This window comes from Candidatus Merdisoma sp. JLR.KK006 (assembly GCF_036941035.1).
Taxonomy (GTDB): Bacteria; Bacillota; Clostridia; order Lachnospirales; family Lachnospiraceae; genus Laedolimicola.
Map to the genome: position 1 here is coordinate 1 of NZ_JAYMNS010000014.1, position 19,780 is coordinate 19,780.

Sequence of the window (19,780 nt, forward strand, 5' to 3'; positions counted from 1 at the left end):
AACTAGATCGGAAATGCTTGAAAATAAGTGATGATTCTGCTATTATGATGACATCGCAACATATCTGTTTATTCTGAATCTTCAGATACGTTTTGATTCAACCGCTTATGGCCGGTCGCCATAGTTTTCATTCAAATCATAATAGCAGGATCATACATATGAAATATCATCTGCTTTGCAGACAATGCGATTCCATTGCAGCTATTTCTATTTGTGAATCCGGAAAAGGAGGGTAAGTGGGTAAGAATAGAACCCGGGACGAGAAACAGACAGATGAGAAGCTTTTAGAGGAAGAGAGCATGTTTCCGGATCAGCTTCCGGAGGAGGTACTTAGAGAACTGAACCCGGACATTCGGAGACAGTATTTCCTTTGGGATGAGATACTAAAGAGAGAGGTGGAGCTCTATCCATGGCTAATCTTGCCGCTGATAGAAGAAAATTTCCACAAAAAGTACCGAAAGAATACAAGGCTACAGCTACTTTCCACAGAATATACCGTAAGCCGTATTCACAAAAAGGGAGTGAAACTGCTGCATTCCATTCGTGCGGATTTACTGCTTCGGATTGGAATGGATCTGTACCATTTTGAATGTCAGATGAAAGCGGACAAAACCATGGCATTGCGGATGCTAGAGTATGATACTCACGTTGCTCTTGTACATGGGGCCGGCAAGAACCGGCTTACCTTTCCGAAATCCGTAGTACTGTATCTGAGCCACTCAAAAAACATGCCGGATTATGAGCAATGCACGCTTCATTTTCAAGATGGATCCAGTCATTTATATCAGGTGCCCGTAATGAAAGTGCAGAGCTATTCCCTGCACAGGATAGCGGAAAAACATCTGAACATTCTGATCCCTTTTTTGCCGATCCGTTTTATGAGACGTATAAGGACAGGGAAAGGAAAGAGCAGAAAAAGACTGAAAGAGGATTTGACAGAATTCCTGGCAGAATGTATCATGATATTGAATCATGAAAAGGAAAGCGGAGTGCTGACAGAGAATGCACAGAATGATATAGCGGAATTTTTGTATAAAGCATGTGAACATCTGTTGGCAGACGAACCGGAGCTGCTTGGGGAGGTGTTTGAAGCTATGGAGCCGGCAATTAAGTTGAATCGGGAAATTATAAAGGAATTGCAGGATGATAAGAAAGAATTGCAGAATGAAAAGAAAGAATTGCAGAATGAAAAGAAAGAATTGCAGAATGAAAAGAATGAATTGTGGCATGACAAAGAGCAACTTCAGCAAGATAAGATTCAATTAAGCAGACAGCTTCAAATCAAAGACAAGAAATTGGAAAAGGGAATTGTAAATTTGATTCAAAGAATCAAAAACGAGGGAAAAACACCAGCAGATGCTGAGTGCGCCCTGGAGGATGTGTTTTCTCTGGACAAAAAGGAAGCGAAAGATAAAGTGATGCTTTACTGGGAAAAGAAGTAAACATAAAAAGGCACGGTGCACTCATAGTACGGGAATAGGGCAGCCTATTCCCGATTTGCCGCAATAAAAAAGGATTTCGTTTAGACAGCAGAACTATTTTGGGAGTGACAAGAATGGCGTATAAAATACTGGCTGTTGATGATGACAGAGAATTACTGAAAATGCTGAAAAACTATTTTGAATTGAAAGGCTACCTGATGGATACCGCCCCAAATGGCCAGGAGGCGGTAGATAAGATTTGGAATGGCTATGATATGATTCTTTTGGATATTGCCATGCCTAAAATGAACGGCCTTGAAGTGTGCAGAAAAATCAGAGACAGTATAGACTGCCCCATCATTTTCCTTACGGCAAAATCAGAAGAGCAGGATAAGGTGAACGGTCTGCTGTCAGGAGGAGATGACTATATTGCCAAGCCCTTCAGTATATTAGAGCTGGAAGCACGTATGATTGCTCATTTAAAAAGAGAAGAACGTCATCAAAAACGGCAGAAGCTGGAGATGGGAATTGTCATAGATTATGTGAAAAAGGCTGTCTTTATCAATGGAAAAGAAGCAGATTTTACAAAAATAGAATATAAGATTATAGAATTTTTATCCATGAATCCCCAGCAGGTGTTTGACAAAGAAAGAATATATGAAGAAGTGTGCGGATATGACGGGGAGGGAGACAGCAGGGTGATCACGGAATTGATTTACAGAATACGGAAGAAAATGAAAGATTTGTCTATGGAGAACCATATTATTACCGTATGGGGAATGGGGTATAAATGGAAAAAATAAAAAATCTGTCTATCAGAAAAAGCATTGTTCTCTATATGGGCATAGCAGTGACTGCCAGTTTTCTGCTGTCAATGCTATGCATATGGTCCGCTCATAAAGTCCAGCAGAATATTTGGAGAAAGTATACGGTCCCGGAAAAAAACAAGCTGGAGCTTTACACGGATGATCCCGGACAAATCATCTATGATTTTCCCAGAACAGTAGAAAGAATCAGCGATGACGCCATGTCATCCTCCGATGCGTTTAAATCAAATATATGTGATTTTGTGGATACATGGTGTATTGCGTTTATTTCTATGGCATGTTGTGTGATATCCACATGTCTCTTTTATGGAAACAAAATAAAAGTGCCTTTAGAGCTTTTGGAAGATGGTTCTAAAAAAATATCTGCTCAATGTCTGGATTTTCAAATACGGTATGACAGAACAGACGAGATGGGAAGACTGTGTGCGGAATTTGAAGCAATGAGACAGGAATTGGAACATAACAATAAAAAGATGTGGAGGATGATTGAAAATGAAAAAACCATGCGTGGTGCAGTCACCCATGATATAAGCTCTCCCCTTGCAATTATAAAAGGATATCAGGAAACCCTTAAGGTTTTCATTCCCTTAGGCAAATTAAGCGAAGAAAAAATGCTGGAAATCGTAGAATCCTGCTTAAAACAGGTAGACAGGCTGGATCAGTTTGTAAAAACAATGAAGCAGTTATCTGGGATAGAAGAAAGAACCGTGAAAAAAGAAAAGATTTCCCTGAGCACTTTATGCAGGCATATGGAAGATACGGTAATCTTTCTAACCTCACCTGTGAGGATCGGGTATCAGTTTCTTCACGCCGGGGAAAGGGAAATATATGCAGATCAGAACATGATTTATGAAGTGTTTGAAAACATTTTATCGAATGCCCTCAGGTATGCGAGAAAAGAAATCACAGTCAAAGTAAATGCCAAGGATTGTGAATTGGAGATATATGTGGAAGATGATGGAGAGGGCTTTGGCGAGCATGCAAAAGAAATGGTAAAAGCATTTGCTCATGACGGCACCGGGGAAGATGGCGTTCATTTTGGACTGGGGTTATATATATGCGACGTATTCTGCAAAAGGCATGGCGGAGAGCTGTGTCTCAATAATTCTGAGAGTGGGGGAGCAGGTGTAAGAGCAAAATTTAAGGTTGATTAAATGAGCCGCCCTGCCGAATCCTTTCCTTCGGGGGCTGTCGGGAAATAAGACATCAGCCATTTCTATACCCTTAGCAATAAGGAATCCTCCCACCTTGTGGGTCCCTCCTTATTACAAGGTTCGGACGGTTTGTGTACATTCTGTCTGCTCTGTACGGACATTAAAAAGCAATATCCGTACGTATCAGACAGTCTGTACACAAACAGCCGGACACTGGGTATCAGAAAAGTCTTCTGTCTTATTTCCCGACAGCCCCTTTTTTAGTGTTTCGTTGATTTTGTGTTGATAAACGGGTGATATACTGAACCAAAAGGAACAGGAGCGTGAAAGGTATGGCAATGGTGGAGGCAAAGCATTTAACAAAGACATATCAGGCACATGGAAATCCGGTAAAGGCCGCTGACAATATTAACTTAGAGATAGAGAAAGGCGAATATGCGGCAATATGCGGACAATCAGGAGCAGGAAAAAGTACACTCATGCACTTATTAGGCGGGCTGGATGAGCCTGACAGCGGCGAAGTTATCATTGACGGCATTTCCTTTTATGCCTTGGATAAAGAACAGAAAGCTATATTCAGGCGAAAAAAGATTGGGTTTGTATTTCAGACCTTTCATCTGCTTCCCTATCTGTCTGTTTGGGAAAATATTATTTTACCCCTCAGTCTGGATCACAGAGAGGCAGAGCTTCCTTTTTTAGAGCATATCTTAAACACATTGGGACTTGAAGATAAAAAGAACAGCCTGCCAGAGGAACTGTCTGGGGGACAGCGGCAGAGGGCAGCGATTGCAAGGGCTTTCATAACAAGGCCATCCATATTGATCGCCGACGAACCCACCGGGAATTTAGACAGCAGGTCAGGTAAAAATGTGATGGATTTATTAAAGAAGTCACATGAAATATATGGGCAGACCTTACTGGTGGTAACACATAACGAACAAATCGCAAATGAAGCAGATCGGATTATCCGAATATCCGATGGGAAGATCTTAGGAGGCGGTTCATGAAAACAAAAATGAGCATTCCCTACTTGTCATGGAAAAGCATGAAATATAACAGGCAGAAAACAGTATTTCTCATATTGACGGTATCACTGGCAGTATGCTTAATGACAGTATTTTGGCAGTATCTGTACAGCAGCAGGCAAAGAAGTGCGGAAATTGCGGCATTGGAGGCAGGGGCTTATCATGCGGAATATGGAAATCTAAGCAATTGGCAGTTAAGCCGGTTAAATAATTGTAAAGCAATCAGGGAGGTAATGCCGGTACAAAGTAAAGACGGCGTAGATTATGTAAAAATTATATTGAAATCAAATATAAACTGTAAAAATACATTAAGGGACATTGAAAATAAATATGGGATTCAGGAAAATCAAATTCAATGGAATATCCCATATCTGGATTCAATCAACATAGGAATTGAGGAGATATTGCAGGCTTTTTGTATCATAGCAGGATTAATTTTTGTATCCGGTATTGTTGTTTACAATATCTATAATATCTACATGATTCAAAATATTCAGATATTGGGAGCTATGAAAGCAGCAGGATTTGACAGCAGGCAATTAAAATTATTTTTAAAAACGGAAAGCATAATCATCGGAATAACAGGGAGCCTGGCCGGGATCATATCAGGAGAATGTGTCAGCTTTCTATTGATTCCCATGCTGGGAAATGCGGAAAATATAAGCGTCGGCCTTAAGGTGCGGACAACGCCGGGGATTGCAGTACTCTCATTTGCAGTAGGGGTACTGATCGTGCTTCTTGGGATTCAAAAGCCTGTAAAAACAGCGGCGGAAAAATCAGTAATAGAAATGATACGATATGTTCCGGCATATAATCCCTGGCGGGCAGGGAGAAAGGACAATGGTAAAAAGCGGATTACCTTGTGGGATTTTTGCAAAATAAATTTGAATCGGAATCAGAAAAGAAACCGCTGGGTTGTGTTATCTTTGACAGTAACCGGGGTATTGTTTCTGGTGACAGCAAGCATTATTGACAGTATGAATATAGAGAATCTATTGAAATTAACCATTCAGGGAGATTACAGCATCGGGCTTAAGGATGAAGCCGGAAGAAATAAAAAATCAGGGATTCGTTTGGATGAACATATATTGGAGGAACTGCAAAAACAGGATGGAATCGAAGAATTGCATCCAATTATGTATGACAGACTGCTCTGGACAGAGGAAGATGCAAAAAAGTATGCCAGGATTACGGAGGAATTTCGGGAATTAGGAATCGGATATGAGGATATGGATTCCATCATTTATGGGTATGATGATGCCTATATGGAAAGGTGCCTTCAGTTAACAGGCAATGAAATATCATTAGAAGATATTAAGGAGCAGGATTATATCATCCTTGTCCAAAAGGGAATTTCTGAATTTCATGCCGGAGATACCATTCATTTTCAGATTGATAATGGAGCGTCAGGGGATGTAATCGAATTTAAAATTGCAGGCGTTTTGAAAAATAATATTACTTACAGAGGGTACAGCGGAGCCGGAAATGATTTTATTCTTCACCAAAAAAGATTCGAGGCATTTAATCTGGACAGCCGGATACAGAGGGTATCTGTTACCGTGAAAGAAACCGAAAAAGAAAATGTGGGAAGTTATCTGGAAAAACTGACGGAAAATAATCAAAATATGGAATTGGAGAGCTTTGATGAACAAAAAGAAGAATATACGGCTCAAAAAGAGGCATTGGAGAGGGGAAGCTATTCCGTACTGATATTTTTATTTTGCATTTCAGCCGTAAACCTTATAAATACCAGTTTAAGCAATATCTTATCACAAAAAAGAGAATTAGGCATACTGGAGGCTATTGGGATGACCAGAGGGCAGGAAAGCCGGCTGCTTCAAATGGAAAGTGCAGCCCTTACATTTTCCGGCGGGGCAATTGCCTGTCTCATTGGAATCCCTCTGGGATATATGGGATTCTGCCTGTTTCGCCAATCGGCTTCCTATGCGGTTTACAAAGCTCCGGTTATGCAGTGCTTTCTATTGATGATGGGATATATTGTTATTCAGGGGCTTATAGCAGCGATGATTCAATATGGGCTTGATAAAATCAGTATTACAGATAAAATCAGACAGTAGAGCCTGCGATATCATGAAGCTAAGCTTTAAAAGCTTACAAAGGCTTCTATCCTTTAGGATAACTCCTTAGCGGGGCGGCCCTCTTCCCTGCGTCAGTAATTTTCCGAAGCTTAACTTCATGATTTTGGCAGAGCTTATAAGGAGACGTAAAATGAAAAAAGTCAAAATTGTGCTGGGCAGCATATTCGTTATCATGGCAGGCATTTTTATAATTGGCAGGTTTATGCCGGAACCGTCAGAAGAAATGCTGGTCTATGAAAGCAAAGGGGCTATGGAAACGGTGATCGATCTTGCGATACAGGGACCGGACAATATCCTTTACCTGGGAAAAATAAAATTAGTAACGGATAATCCTACGGTTGGTGATATAATTCAGGCAGTTAATTCCAGTGATGAGGGTATCAATATAAAACTGGGGGAAAATGGGGAAATTGTACAAATCGGGGATTACCTGTCCGGCCAGCCGGAGCATTGGAATGTTTTGATTGATAACAAAGAAGCGGGTGAAACGAATGTATGGAATATTCCGGTAAAGGAGTATCAGGGAATTACATTTCTTTTTGAGCAAGAATGAAATTTACGCATAAAGCTGATTTCCATGGCATTCAGGGACAAAGAGAGCTATAATGTAAAAGATATGGAAAGGCACATGTTCATCCCTGTTGACAAATTGCCAACCATTCTTGGTAGCTTTTCAGTCTCCAAGATCCTATACTCACATCATCAAATAACAGCAGACCTCAAAACAGAGCCGGAATTATTTCAAACACTGTACTTGTGACCGGAACTTATTCTATATAAGAGTTAATCGGAAGAGGGCTGTAAAATTGGAATCCGCAATGTATGAACCATTGCAAAAATGGAATAGGAGGCATGGAAAATGAAATTTAATGAAAAGCTGTTGGATCTGCGAAAAAAACAGGGCTTATCCCAGGAAGAGCTGGGATTGGAGCTTAACGTATCCCGTCAGACTATCTCAAAATGGGAAGCAGGCCAGTCTTACCCGGATTTTCAGCGGCTTGTGATGCTCAGCGACTACTTTGGTATGTCTCTGGATGAACTGGTAAGAGATCTTGATGTGCGGGATGTAAGGGAGAGAAGCTTAACGGATGAAAGGGTAGCTTCCCTGTATTTTGATGCGGAGCGTGGAAAAGAGCTTTTGCAAAAATGCATCAAATGCATCTGCTACGCAGGTTTGTTTTTTCTTGCGTTTGTTGTGATCGCTTTTGTGATTCATCTGATTTTCCCGGAGATTACCTGGCTTTGGAGGACCTATTAAAAGGGCACGGGCTGTTTGACTTTCGGAAGTGTTCCATGTATAAGATACCGTAAAAACGCAGATTCTAACAAAAAATGAAAGAGGCGGTAAGCTTGAGCAATCGATTACAATATGAGACAAGTCCCTATCTTCTCCAGCACAAGGACAATCCGGTTGACTGGTACCCATGGTGTGAGGAAGCCTTTTTAAAGGCCAAATCAGAAGATAAACCCATTTTTTTGAGCATTGGTTACAGTACATGCCATTGGTGCCATGTGCTTGCCCATGAAAGCTTTGAAGATACGGAGATTGCGGGGCTGCTGAATCAATATTTTATCTCCATTAAGGTGGATAAGGAGGAACGGCCGGACATTGACAGCGTGTATATGTCGGTATGCCAGGCCTTTACAGGAAGCGGAGGCTGGCCCACCAGTATCTTTATGACTTGGGAGCAAAAGCCTTTTTTTGCGGGGACCTATTTTCCAAGAACCACCCGGGGCGGCAGGATCGGATTTAGAGAGCTTCTTATAACAATACATGAAAAATGGCAACAGGACCGTGAAGCCCTTTTGCAGCAGTCGGAGCGTATCGTGGAACATTTGAACAAATCCGATTTGGCAGACGGTGCAGCTTCACGGCAGCTTGTCCATTCCGCCGCAGAGAATTATGAGCATCTCTATGATTCAAAATACGGCGGTTTCGGCCAGGCACCCAAGTTCCCGACACCCCATAACCTGCTGTTTCTGCTTGGCTATTATGAGCGTTATAAAAAGGCTTCCTGCCTTAACATGGCGGAGCATACCCTTTTGCAGATGTATCGGGGCGGTCTGTTTGACCATATTGGTTTTGGATTTTGCCGTTATTCTACGGACAGGATATTTCTTGTTCCCCATTTTGAAAAAATGCTGTATGACAACGGGCTGCTGATTCTCGCCTACTGCAAAGGATATGTGGCGACTAAAAATAGTTTATATCTTGAAATAGCCGAAAAAACAGCAAACTATCTCATAGAAGAGATGGCAGATCCAAAAGGGGGCTTTTACAGCGCCCAGGATGCGGACAGCGATGGCGAAGAGGGGAAATATTACCTGTTTACGCCGGATGAGATTCTTAAGGTGCTGGGAAAAGAGAAAGGCGAGGCATTTAACAGGCATTATGGGATAAGTAAAAAAGGGAATTTTGAGGGGAAAAATATTCCCAACAGGCTGGCGGGATCTTTGGAGGATAAAGCCCTTGAAGCTTTTCTGCCCCAATTAAAGAGCTATCGGAAAAAGCGGCATACGCTCCATCTGGACGACAAGATTTTGACGGCCTGGAACAGTCTTGTGATTGGGGCACTGTGTGAACTATACCTTGCCGGTAAAAAGGAACAGTATCTTCAGGCGGCAATGGAAGCGGATGCTTTTATACAAAAATATCTGCTGGAAAAGGACAGCCTGTTTGTCAGCTTCTGCAAGGGAAAGCGTGGCGTCAGGGGATTCTTAGACGATTATGCAGGATATATTTTCGCACAGCTCGCCCTGTATAGGGCAACTCTGAAGCAGGAATATCTTAATCGGGCAGAAAGGCTGTGCCGCAAGGTCATGACTGATTTTAGCGGCAGCGGCGGCGGGTTTTATCTGTATAGCCGGGAAAGTGAGGAACTTATCCTGCATCCCAAGGAAACCTATGACGGTGCCATTCCAAGTGGCAATTCTCTGATGGCGTATAATCTTGTCAGAATGTCAATGCTTACAGATGATGAAAAATATCAAAAAGCGGCAGAGGAACAGTTAAATTTCCTTGGGACGGACGCAGAGCGGTATCCGCCCGGTTATGGCATGTTTTTGACGGCGTTTTTAGAGTATCTGGAGCCCCCAATGAAAGTGACAATCGTACCGGATGAGCAGGAAAATAGAGAAAATCTGCCTCTTACCATACCCCCGTATGCTGTAGCTGTCCTTTTACAGCATCCTACGGCAGAATACCCACTGAAAGACGGCAAAACCACTTACTATGTCTGCCGCAACCATAGCTGCCTGCCGCCTGTTCATGCCTTGACGGACGAAGTCCGCCAGCCCTGAAAGGGCATGAATTACGGTGTGCCCGTAGGGTATACCTTGACGGACGAAGTCTTTTCATAAATATCTTTTCTGGGGCTGAGGGAGGAGAGAGAAGTGCTCTCTTCCTCTGGCTTTGGAAGCTCTGATTTTGCGGACTTAAGTTCCCGGGAGATTTCTTCCAGCTTTTCTTCCAGAGCTTTCTGATTCTCCGGCGACATTTTGCTGCTGTCTGAGCCTGTGGATTTCATGAGAAGCAGGGTATTTTGAAGCTGCTGCTGTTTGCTCTGCAGTTCTTTTATTTTACCTGCCTGATCCCTTGTGCCTGCCGATGCCAGCCGGAGCTTCTGATTTCTGTTTGTGTTCATCATAGTTAAAGGGTTGACATAATTCTTTCTGATTTCCATAGACATTTGGTATACCTCCCATTTGGATTTCATAAATGTATGAAAGTTTTGTGTTATATAGGTATATCGCAAAGATGAGAGCGGAAAAGAAGACTTTTTGCGTGGGTGGCTGTTACTGCTTCGCAGACGGCCTTATGGGGGAACAAAGCAGCACGGTAATCCGAAAACGCCCGTTCTCTTTTTCAAATTCCACAGCTCCCTGATATTTTTCCGCAAGGATTTGGATATTGCGAAGACCAATGCCGGGGGTGACGGGGGAGGAAAAGGATGTAGTATTTGTTTCCTCAATAACAAGAAAATGGGCCTTAGTCCTGGTGGAAATGGATAGATGCCGATTTTCAGAAGATTCATTCATACAGGCATGAATGGCATTATCCAGAAGATTGGAGAAAATGACACAGAGATCCATGGGATCTGCAAAAAAGGTTTTGGGAACACGTACATGACACTGGACTTCAATGCCATTCTGCTTTGCAAAGCTTAACTTTTCACGAAGCAGAACATTAAGAGCGGGGCTTCCGGCATCAGGCGATATAAGAAATGAGTGATTCTTTTTGTACAGCTTTTTTGCGTATTTCCTCGCTTCTTTGTAGTTTTCCTCCTGTAGAAATCCCGTAAGAACTAAGAGGTGATTATCCAAATCATGCCGAAAGGAGGCATATTGCTCCTGACGCTTCTCTGCCTCCTGAATGTAAGCCTTTTGTCCCTCAAGTTCTTTGGAAAGTAATGCCATCGTCTGATTTTGTTCTGTCAGGGCAATCATTTTACCGAATACGCTTAGGATTAGGAGAAAAAGCAGAAAGGCTGCTGTCATGAGAAAGAGAATCGTATAAGCGGCATTTTTCCCGAAGGATGAGAGATATGACGCAAAGCCGGGGGTGTCCAGCCTTAATCCGTAACGAATGGACAGGACCAGAAAGGCACAGGGGAGAAGAAGAATGTACAGGCAGGAGGACAGAGGATGCCAAAGGGCTGTGGAATATTTTCTTTTTATACAGCTTAGCAGGACAAACAGCAGAAGCGGCGGCAGGGCGGAGAGAAAAATCTGAATCACAGTCCATTTTTCGTCTAATCTAAGATTTGAAGAGAGATAAGACAGAATTAAGGCTGAAAATCCCTCCAAAAAGGTATGGAGCGTAAAGAGTATGGCAATAGGAGCAGAGATAGTATTCCAGGAAAGCCTTAGGATGTATTTGGCGAAAAGCAGTAAAAGTACCATATGGAAGAAAAACATGCCTGATACATGGTTCCTGGTGGAAAACAGAGTAAGGCCGCTGGTAATGATGAGCCATGGAATGATAGAGCTTCTGTCGGGGCGGTTGGCAATACAAAGCAGAAAATGAAGCTCCAGGTAATGGGTACAGCCATTAATGATAAGCCACCAGCTATAGAAAAAGAAAGGTTCTGTTATCATAGGTATATGGATTCCTTTCCCATTGCTCAGGGCATATAAGGCCAAGAACAATTTTAAATTTAATCGTTGTCATGTCCATTTCCGTTTTACGGTTTATGAACAAATTATGGTATCAAAGGTGCTATACTCTGCAGGCATTTAAAAGGCGTCTGGTAAATTCCTGCTGTTTTCTTCGGGCAATGAGAACTTGATGTCCGCCGGTTACCAGGGCATATCCATCTGATTTATTAATAACAGCGTCCATATTTACAAGATAACTTCTGTGACAGCGGAAGAAACGGGCATCCAGTCTTTGCTCCAAAGCGTCCAGGGTATCAAAGAGCCGGAAGCTTTCATCAAGGGTATGGATAATAATTCTATGGTCAAATACCTCGCAGTAGAGAATTTCGCTCATAGGAATACGCAGGATTATTCCGTCCCTAGGCAGGAGAAGTGCCTTTTCCTGAACAGAATTTGTGCGTTTTACAGCCTTATCGAGAGCCATGAACAGCTTTTTGGTCCGTACTGGTTTTAAAAGATAGTGGACAGCGTCCAAATCAAAGGCATTTAAAGCATAGTCCTCATAGGAGGTAACAAAGATGACCTGTCCTTTCCTATTGGAAGAGTGCAGATGTTCTGTGATTTCCATACCGTTTTTTCCGGGGAGACGGATATCCATAAGAAGAATATCCGGCGACAGGCCGGAGTATAGAAGCTCTTCCCCAGTGGAAAATAGAAGGATTTGCCCTGCCAGATTTTTTTCTTTCAGATATTTGGAAGTCATTTTTTTCAGTTTTTCTGCAAAATAGGCTTCATCGTCACAGATTGCTATAAGAAGCATGGGAACGGCTCCTGTTCTTTTAATTTTGTAAAGGAAAGTGCTATTAGTTTAATTCTAGCAGAGATGAGAGAGAAAGGCTATTTCTGATTTCGCAGATGGTTGTTTTTACTGCGTGAATGGCAGGTCTGTAATACCCTCTAAACCACATAAACCACATCTAAACCAATGGTAGAATTATCCGCCTAAACCACAAAGCGGTTGTCATAACCGACACAATCTTTTATACTGATGATAGATGAAATGATGAAATCAGTATTTGCAAAGTGGGGGATAAGCCGATGGAAAGTGAATGGAATGGGAATGAAAAAATGGGAAGGTTCATTTCTGAGATGAGGAAAGAAAAGGGACTGACTCAGAAAGAATTGGCGGAGCAGTTGGGAGTTACGGATAAGGCTGTCTCAAAATGGGAGCGTGCTGTCAGCAGTCCGGATATCGGGCTTTTGATTCCGCTGGCAAAGATTTTGGGAGTATCCGCCGGGGAGCTGCTTGGCGGTGAGAGAGCGGAACACTCCGCAGAGAACATGGAAAAAGATACGGAGGATATGGTGGAAGAGGCTCTGAATTATTCTCACAGGACAAGCTTTCTTAAGCAAAGGAAGATGCAGGGTCTGCTTTTTGCGGGAGTGTCAGGTATCTTCTTGACAGCATGCATGGTGTGTTTGATTTGTGATTATGCTATTTCGAGAAAGCTCTCCTGGTCCTTGGTTGTGGCAGTGTCTTTATTTGCCGCATGGATTTTGCTGTTTGCGCTTTTTAGGGCAAAAGAATACCGGATTCGAAAAGGGCTGCTTGCATTAAGCGTGGAGATATTTCCTTATTTGGCAGTGCTGAGTATTCTTTTGCGGGTTCCGCTTCTTTGTACAATGGGGATGTGCATCGGGGCTGCGGCAGTTCTGGGGTTGTGGGGGCTTTACATTGTCATTATTCATGAGTGGAACAGCAGGAGGTATTTTGCATTTGGAATGATATGCTCCATTTTGGCTGCGGAAGAATATGGAATTAATCTTATTATATCCGGATTTTTGGGAGCTGCATCCACAGATAAATCATTTGCTTTCCTAAAATGCATGATTATGCTTTTGCTGGCAGCGGCTGGTTTTGGCATAAGCTGTTACAGGGAGTATAAAAAAGAATATAAAGTTTGAAGAGGAAGCCGTAAAATAAGCCTGTGAGGTTTGTTTTACGGCTTACTATTTTGCAAAAATAATCTACATGCGCCTCATTTCCGCACCATCATAAATCAAATTTGGCAGTGTCGCATGGGGCATCCATGAAATTAGTTTTTTGCTATGTACAAGAGGAACTTTTATGAGCGCACTTTCGAATGAAAATTTCTCTCACAGGTGTGTGCTGAAGTGACTTTACCCTTTCGTACCGCTGCGCAGCAACTTAATAAGGAAAGGCTTGCTTTAACCTGAAGGTTCATATACAATAGGAACATATTACAACAAATTACAAATGCAGAGCTTTATATTAGCAAAAAGAACCACAAAAAGAAAAGGGCAGGTGAATTCTTATGTATAATCCTCAGTTGGACACATTTCTGCGCATGGCAGATGCAGGAAGCTTCAACAAGGCGGCAGAGGATGCCTATATTACGCCGACGGCGGTGATTAAGCAGATCAATCTTCTGGAAGCCAGGATACAAAATACATTATCCAGTATTGTGAGGATTCCGTAGTTCGGGCCAGGAATGCCATGCAGGCGGATGGATTTGAGGTAATATGATAAAAATGTGAAAATATAAGGGAGATTATTGTAATGAGAGAAGGTGGAAGTACCAATGCGTTGCTGCATGCGGGTAGATCCCGAAGCAGCTTTTCCGGGAAAATGGGTTATGTTCTGGCGGTTGCCGGGTCAGCCGTAGGACTTGGAAATATCTGGCGTTTTCCGTATTTGGCGGCAAAATACGGCGGAGGAATTTTTCTTCTGGTGTATCTGATTTTAATGCTGACCTTTGGCTATGCGCTCATTATGTCAGAGACGGCACTGGGACGTATGACGAAGAAAAGTCCGGTGGGGGCATTTGGGACTTTTGGAAAAGGCATTGCTTTTCGGTTGGGAGGATGGATCAATGCGGTGATTCCCATGCTGATCGTACCTTATTACAGTGTTATCGGCGGATGGGTGGTAAAGTATCTCTTTGAATATCTGCGTGGAAATACAGGTATTTTGGCGGCGGATGGATATTTTACCGGGTTTATTGCAGAGGGTGTCAGTGCGGAGCTTTGGTTTCTGCTATTTAGCATAGCTGTTATTGCGGTGCTTTTTGCCGGAGTTAAGCAGGGGGTGGAGCGTGTCTCTAAGGTAATGATGCCGGTGCTGGTTATACTGGCTGTTTTTGTTGCAGGTTATTCTATGACCAGGCCGGGAGCTTTTGAGGGCGTAAAGTATTTTCTTGTTCCCAATTTTGAGAATTTTTCCTGGATGACAGTGGTGGCGGCCATGGGACAGATGTTTTATTCTCTGTCTATTGCGATGGGAATTTTGTATACTTATGGTTCCTATGTAAAGGAGGATGTTGATATTGAGAAGTCCACGAGCCAGGTGGAGATTTTTGATACGGCCATTGCCATGCTTGCTGGGCTTATGATTATTCCGGCGGTATTTGCGTTCTCCGGAGGGGATCCGGATACCTTGCAGGCGGGACCCTCCCTGATGTTTATTACGATTCCAAAGGTGTTTGCAAGTATGGGCTTTGGGACCGATGCTGGGATTTTGTTTTTCCTTTTGGTGCTTCTTGCGGCATTGACCAGTGCCATTTCTCTGGCGGAATCCGGTGTTTCTACCTTTGAGGATCAGTTGGGATGGAGCCGCCATAAGGCTGCGCTTTTGATGGGAGCCGTTATGGTTGTATTTGGCTCGGCTTCGGCTCTTGGTTTTGGGGTACTGGATTTTATTACGATACTTGGGATGTCCATTCTTGACTTTTTTGATTTTCTCACTAATTCTCTCATGATGCCCATAGCTGCGCTGGCTACCTGCCTTCTGGTTACCCGTGTGGTGGGGATTGATAAAATTGCGAAAGAGGTGGAGCAGTCCTCAGGATTTAAGCGTAAGGGGATGTATAAGCTGTTTATGAGGTATCTGGCTCCTGTCTGTATTGTGGTGATTCTGCTTAGTTCTGTTGCGAATGTGTTGGGGTGGATTTCTATGTAGAGGTGCTAAATAGTATAAATATTTGGTTTGCTGCCTCTTTTCTACAAGCAGGACCAGGTTAGTGCTGCTTCACACCTTAAGGTATAAAAAGATGAATAAATAGAAATTTCTGTTAATATATTCTTTTATTCCTGTGGGCAACGAGCCAAGCGGACGTGCTTGCACGTCCGTTTGGCGACTGCCGCAGGGGTCAAATACCCCACAGCTCTGCTGTGCTACAAGCTTGATGCCCCGCCAGCTTGCTGTGGGGTATTTGACATATACTGATACCAGAAAACCTGCTATTCCCATGCTATAAAAATTTTAGAAAAGAAGAAAATTTTATGGTATTTACAATATTGAACAATGGTATGAGGATGTTCCTAGAAGGCTTTGGGAGTGTTTCAGGTTTCCGGACTTTAGATTTGTGAGAAGTCCATGCTAGTAGTCCGTATCGGAAATATGCACAAGGATTTCCGGTACGGACTACTAGATGCTGCATAGCGGGAAAATTTATAATTAGTAGTCAAGAGACTTTATAAATTTAAACCTCGCAGCGTTCACAAAAAGAAATGTTAACGCATCTGCTTGGCTGATTGCTCACGGTAATCCCCTGAGAGAATATAGTTATAAAAATAGATTTTACAGGCATCCTATATTTGAATCATGGTAGTTGAGCAGGATTCAAATATAAGATGTCTTTATTTTGTGGCAGAAAATCTATAGTATGTTTTTTCTTGAAAAGTGGCACGATTAATATACGTTCTCAAAATCTATGTAAAATTTCAAAAATCCTATATATAGAATTAACATTCTTAATAAATCCAAAAGGGTATTGACAAAGATACCTGATAGGGGTATATTGAAAGCATAAGATACCCAATGGGGGTATTTAACCACGAAAGGAGTGAAGCATATGAACCAAGAGGTTACGCTGATTATAGAAGGCATGACCTGTGCATCCTGCAGCGCAGCAGTAGAACGCGTGACGAAAAAGCTGCCCGGCGTTGAGAGCAGTCAGGTAAACCTGGCCACCAACCGGGCAAGGATTGTATATGACCCGGAGCAGGTGAACATAGAAATGCTGTGCCAGAAGATTGAGCGGGCAGGCTTCGGAGCCCGGGAGGAGAAAAAAGCAGCCGCAGAGAATCAGGAGATTACCCTGAATATCGAGGGTATGACCTGTGCATCCTGCAGTGCGGCAGTGGAGCGTGTGACAAGGAAGCTGCCCGGTGTTATCAGCAGCGAAGTAAATCTTACCACCAACAAGGCACATATTGTCTACGACCCCTCTCAGGTGAAGCTGGCAGACATAAAGCTGAAGATTGAAAAAGCAGGCTTTGTACCAAAGGACATAGAAAAGGAAGACCGGAACGAAGAGCTTAATGAACAGATGGAGAAGCTGCGCAGGCAGAAGCAGAATCTGATTGTAACCATCTGTCTTGCCGTTCCCTTGCTCTATATTTCCATGGGACATATGATTCCCATTACACTGCCACTGCCGGATTTTCTTCATATGCACAGCCACCCGCTGAACTTTGCCCTGGCACAGTTGATTTTGACCGTGTTAATTCTCTGGCATGGGAGGAAGTTCTATGTTGTAGGCTTCAAGACTCTGTTCCGGGGCCATCCCAATATGGATTCCCTTGTGGCAATCGGAACGGGAAGCGCTTTTTTCTACAGCCTTGCTATGACCATTCAGATTCCCTCAAATCCCGCCAGTGTGGAGAATCTTTATTATGAGTCGGCAGCTGTGGTTGTAACCCTGATTATGCTGGGTAAGTATCTGGAAGCGAGAAGCAAGGGAAAAACCTCCGAAGCGATCCGGAAGCTGATGGAACTGGCGCCGGATACGGCAGTGCTTCTGCGTGAGGGACAGGAAGTAGAAGTTCGGGTAGAGGAAGTTGTTCCGGGAGATATCCTTTTGGTAAAGCCGGGAAGCAAGGTTCCGCTGGACGGAACAGTGATTGGAGGATCCAGCAGTGTGGATGAGTCCATGCTCACAGGAGAGAGCATTCCGGTAGAAAAGGAAGCCGGAGACACGGTGATTGGCGGCAGTATGAACTTCAACGGAGCTATGGAGGTCCGAGTGACCCATGTGGGCGCCGACACCACCCTTTCCAGAATCATTCAGATGATGGAGGATGCACAGGGGAAGAAAGCACCCATTTCCAAGCTGGCGGATACGGTGTCCGGGTATTTTGTACCTACGGTTATGGGAATTGCTGTTGTGGCAGCTCTAATCTGGGCTTTACTGGGCCATGATGCGGCCTTTGTTCTGACTATTTTCGTATCAGTTCTTGTAATAGCCTGCCCCTGCGCTCTGGGTCTGGCTACGCCTACGGCTATTATGGTAGGAACAGGCCTTGGCGCCAGCCATGGAATCCTGATTAAAAGCGGAGAGGCGCTGGAGACTACCCACAAGATCCAGGTAGTTGTATTGGATAAGACGGGAACCATTACCGAGGGAAAGCCCAGGGTGGTGGATGTGGTATCCCACGAGATGGAAGCGGATGAGCTTCTGCGTCTGGCGGCAAGCTGTGAGCGCTCCTCCGAGCATCCCCTTGGAGCGGCCATTGTGGAGGGCGCACAGGAAAAAGGCCTTGAGCTGGAGCAGACAGAGGGCTTCCAGAGTGTAACCGGAAAAGGCATCGAAGCAGTTCTTAAGGGACATTACTTCCATATCGGAAACCGACGGATGCTGGAGGGAAAACATGTGGAATTGGGAGCATACGAGGAAGCGGCAAAGACAGCGGCAGGCAAAGGGCAGACACCTATGTTTGTAGTTATGGATGGTAAGCTGTCCGGCATGATCTGCGTGGCGGATACCATCAAGGCAACCAGCAGGGAGGCCATTGCCCAGATGCGGAGCCTTGGCATCCGGGTGGTGATGCTCACAGGAGACAATCAGCTGACGGCAGATTACATCGGCAGCCAGGTAGAGGTAGATGAAGTGATTGCAGAGGTGCTTCCCGGCGATAAGTCTCAGGTAGTGTCCCGTTACCAGAAAGAGGGCTTTTGCGTAATGATGGTAGGGGACGGCATCAACGATGCACCGGCTCTTGTGCAGGCGGATGTGGGCGTGGGCATCGGAAGCGGAAGCGATATTGCGCTGGAATCCAGCGACATTGTACTGATGAAGTCGGATTTAAAGGATGTGTATAAAGCTGTCCGTTTAAGCCGGGCCACCATACGGAATATTAAGCAGAATCTCTTCTGGGCATTCTTTTATAACAGTTTGGGGCTTCCCATTGCGGCCGGATTGTTGTATGCTTTAGGTGGGCCTTTACTGAATCCTATCTTCGGAGGGCTTGCCATGTCCTTTAGCTCTGTGTCCGTAGTCAGCAATGCCCTGCGGTTAAAGAGGCTGAAGTTGTAGTGAGTGAAAGAAACTGGAATACAGCATCCTTTAGACAGTGCCAGATGGATTTACGGATGCAGAATTAAGCGGCCGGGAATCCGTCTAAGAGAAAGGTGCTGGAGAAAGGATGCGGAACTGGAATAAAAAAATATGGAAAATGAAAAGCGAAAAGTAAACTGCAGCTGTCAGGAGGGCTGCTGCGTAAAAACCAAGCATCGGGACAGCGACGAGTATAAGAGCCTGATCCACCGTCTGAACCGCATTGAGGGACAGGTCCGGGGGATACGGAGCATGCTGGAGGAAGAGCGCTATTGTGTGGACATTCTCACCCAGGTATCCGCCATTCAGTCAGCCCTCAATGCCTTTAATAAGGAGCTGCTGTCCAATCACATCAAAACCTGTGTGGTGGAGGACATCAAAAGCGGGGATGAGACAGTGGTAGATGAGCTATGTGACACCATCCGAAAATTGATGAAATAAGCTATTACAGTAAATTGCTGTTAAATATCAGATGCAAAATACACCTTGTCTCAAGACATGATAAGACAACGTGTATAGATAGAAGCAACTCAAAAAGCAGCGGAACCGGGGCAGTCCATGCACCGGTTTCCAAAAATCAAAAATTAAGGAGGAACAAAGAAATGACAGTATTAAAAGCAGAGGACATGCATTGCGAGAAGTGTGTGGAGCGCATCACAAAGGCCCTTACCGGAGCCGGACTGGATTTCAAGGTAAGCCTGGAGGATAAGACCGTAACCATCGACGGCTGTGAGAACTGCGTGGCAAAGGCAAAGGAACTGATGGATGAGCTTGGATTTGACACAGTTGAGGTATAAGC

General features: G+C 43.9%; 17 protein-coding genes. 14 read left to right on the forward strand and 3 right to left on the reverse strand.

The window, feature by feature from the left end:
- Positions 1-236: 236 nt before the first annotated feature.
- From VSQ61_RS12000 to VSQ61_RS12035, 8 genes are all read left to right on the forward strand, one after another.
- Positions 237-1,442 (forward strand): hypothetical protein, encoded by a 1,206-nt coding sequence (locus tag VSQ61_RS12000; protein WP_334344665.1) that lies wholly within the window; start codon positions 237-239, stop codon positions 1,440-1,442.
- Positions 1,443-1,555: 113 nt separating this feature from the next.
- Positions 1,556-2,224 (forward strand): response regulator transcription factor, encoded by a 669-nt coding sequence (locus VSQ61_RS12005; protein WP_334344666.1) that lies wholly within the window; start codon positions 1,556-1,558, stop codon positions 2,222-2,224.
- Positions 2,212-3,402 carry a HAMP domain-containing sensor histidine kinase gene (locus tag VSQ61_RS12010; protein ID WP_334344667.1) on the forward strand — a complete coding sequence of 397 codons (1,191 nt, stop codon included), beginning with the start codon at positions 2,212-2,214 and terminating at the stop codon, positions 3,400-3,402. The genes VSQ61_RS12005 and VSQ61_RS12010 overlap by 13 nt, the downstream gene beginning before the upstream one ends.
- Positions 3,403-3,734: 332 nt before the next feature.
- The gene (locus VSQ61_RS12015; RefSeq protein WP_334344668.1) at positions 3,735-4,409 is read left to right on the forward strand and encodes an ABC transporter ATP-binding protein; all 675 of its coding nucleotides are present in this window, start codon (positions 3,735-3,737) and stop codon (positions 4,407-4,409) included.
- Complete coding sequence (locus tag VSQ61_RS12020; RefSeq protein WP_334344669.1) at positions 4,406-6,505, forward strand: ABC transporter permease; 2,100 nt, start codon at positions 4,406-4,408, stop codon at positions 6,503-6,505. The genes VSQ61_RS12015 and VSQ61_RS12020 overlap by 4 nt, the downstream gene beginning before the upstream one ends.
- A 151-nt stretch (positions 6,506-6,656) precedes the next feature.
- Positions 6,657-7,079: a hypothetical protein gene (locus tag VSQ61_RS12025; protein ID WP_334344670.1), complete on the forward strand. Its 423-nt coding sequence runs from the start codon at positions 6,657-6,659 to the stop codon at positions 7,077-7,079.
- Positions 7,080-7,385: 306 nt separating this feature from the next.
- Complete coding sequence (locus tag VSQ61_RS12030) at positions 7,386-7,784, forward strand: helix-turn-helix domain-containing protein (RefSeq protein WP_334344671.1); 399 nt, start codon at positions 7,386-7,388, stop codon at positions 7,782-7,784.
- Positions 7,785-7,876: 92 nt separating this feature from the next.
- Positions 7,877-9,826 (forward strand): thioredoxin domain-containing protein, encoded by a 1,950-nt coding sequence (locus tag VSQ61_RS12035; protein ID WP_334344672.1) that lies wholly within the window; start codon positions 7,877-7,879, stop codon positions 9,824-9,826.
- An 11-nt stretch (positions 9,827-9,837) separates the two neighbouring features.
- On the opposite strand, the gene VSQ61_RS12040 is transcribed toward VSQ61_RS12035, so the two are convergent.
- The 3 genes from VSQ61_RS12040 to VSQ61_RS12050 all read right to left on the reverse strand — a co-directional run bounded on the left by VSQ61_RS12040 (position 9,838) and on the right by VSQ61_RS12050 (position 12,443).
- Positions 9,838-10,215: a hypothetical protein gene (locus tag VSQ61_RS12040; protein ID WP_334344673.1), complete on the reverse strand. Its 378-nt coding sequence runs from the start codon at positions 10,213-10,215 to the stop codon at positions 9,838-9,840.
- A 106-nt stretch (positions 10,216-10,321) separates the two neighbouring features.
- Positions 10,322-11,623: a sensor histidine kinase gene (locus tag VSQ61_RS12045; RefSeq protein WP_334344674.1), complete on the reverse strand. Its 1,302-nt coding sequence runs from the start codon at positions 11,621-11,623 to the stop codon at positions 10,322-10,324.
- Positions 11,624-11,744: 121 nt separating this feature from the next.
- Positions 11,745-12,443, reverse strand: coding sequence for a LytR/AlgR family response regulator transcription factor (locus VSQ61_RS12050; RefSeq protein ID WP_334344675.1), 699 nt, complete (start codon positions 12,441-12,443; stop codon positions 11,745-11,747).
- 278 nt (positions 12,444-12,721) lie between these two features.
- Here VSQ61_RS12050 and VSQ61_RS12055 point away from each other — a divergent pair, with 278 nt between their 5' ends.
- The 6 genes from VSQ61_RS12055 to VSQ61_RS12080 all read left to right on the forward strand — a co-directional run bounded on the left by VSQ61_RS12055 (position 12,722) and on the right by VSQ61_RS12080 (position 19,778).
- Complete coding sequence (locus VSQ61_RS12055) at positions 12,722-13,588, forward strand: helix-turn-helix domain-containing protein (RefSeq protein ID WP_334344676.1); 867 nt, start codon at positions 12,722-12,724, stop codon at positions 13,586-13,588.
- A gap of 371 nt (positions 13,589-13,959) precedes the next feature.
- A complete protein-coding gene (locus VSQ61_RS12060) occupies positions 13,960-14,124 on the forward strand; it encodes a helix-turn-helix domain-containing protein (protein ID WP_334344677.1) in 165 nt (54 codons plus the stop codon).
- 80 nt (positions 14,125-14,204) lie between these two features.
- Complete coding sequence (locus VSQ61_RS12065; protein WP_334344678.1) at positions 14,205-15,602, forward strand: sodium-dependent transporter; 1,398 nt, start codon at positions 14,205-14,207, stop codon at positions 15,600-15,602.
- Positions 15,603-16,497: 895 nt separating this feature from the next.
- A complete protein-coding gene (locus VSQ61_RS12070; RefSeq protein WP_334344679.1) occupies positions 16,498-18,960 on the forward strand; it encodes a heavy metal translocating P-type ATPase in 2,463 nt (820 codons plus the stop codon).
- A 132-nt stretch (positions 18,961-19,092) separates the two neighbouring features.
- Positions 19,093-19,422, forward strand: coding sequence for a metal-sensing transcriptional repressor (locus VSQ61_RS12075; RefSeq protein ID WP_334344680.1), 330 nt, complete (start codon positions 19,093-19,095; stop codon positions 19,420-19,422).
- Positions 19,423-19,583: 161 nt separating this feature from the next.
- Positions 19,584-19,778, forward strand: coding sequence for a heavy-metal-associated domain-containing protein (locus VSQ61_RS12080; protein WP_334344681.1), 195 nt, complete (start codon positions 19,584-19,586; stop codon positions 19,776-19,778).
- Positions 19,779-19,780 lie beyond the last annotated feature (2 nt).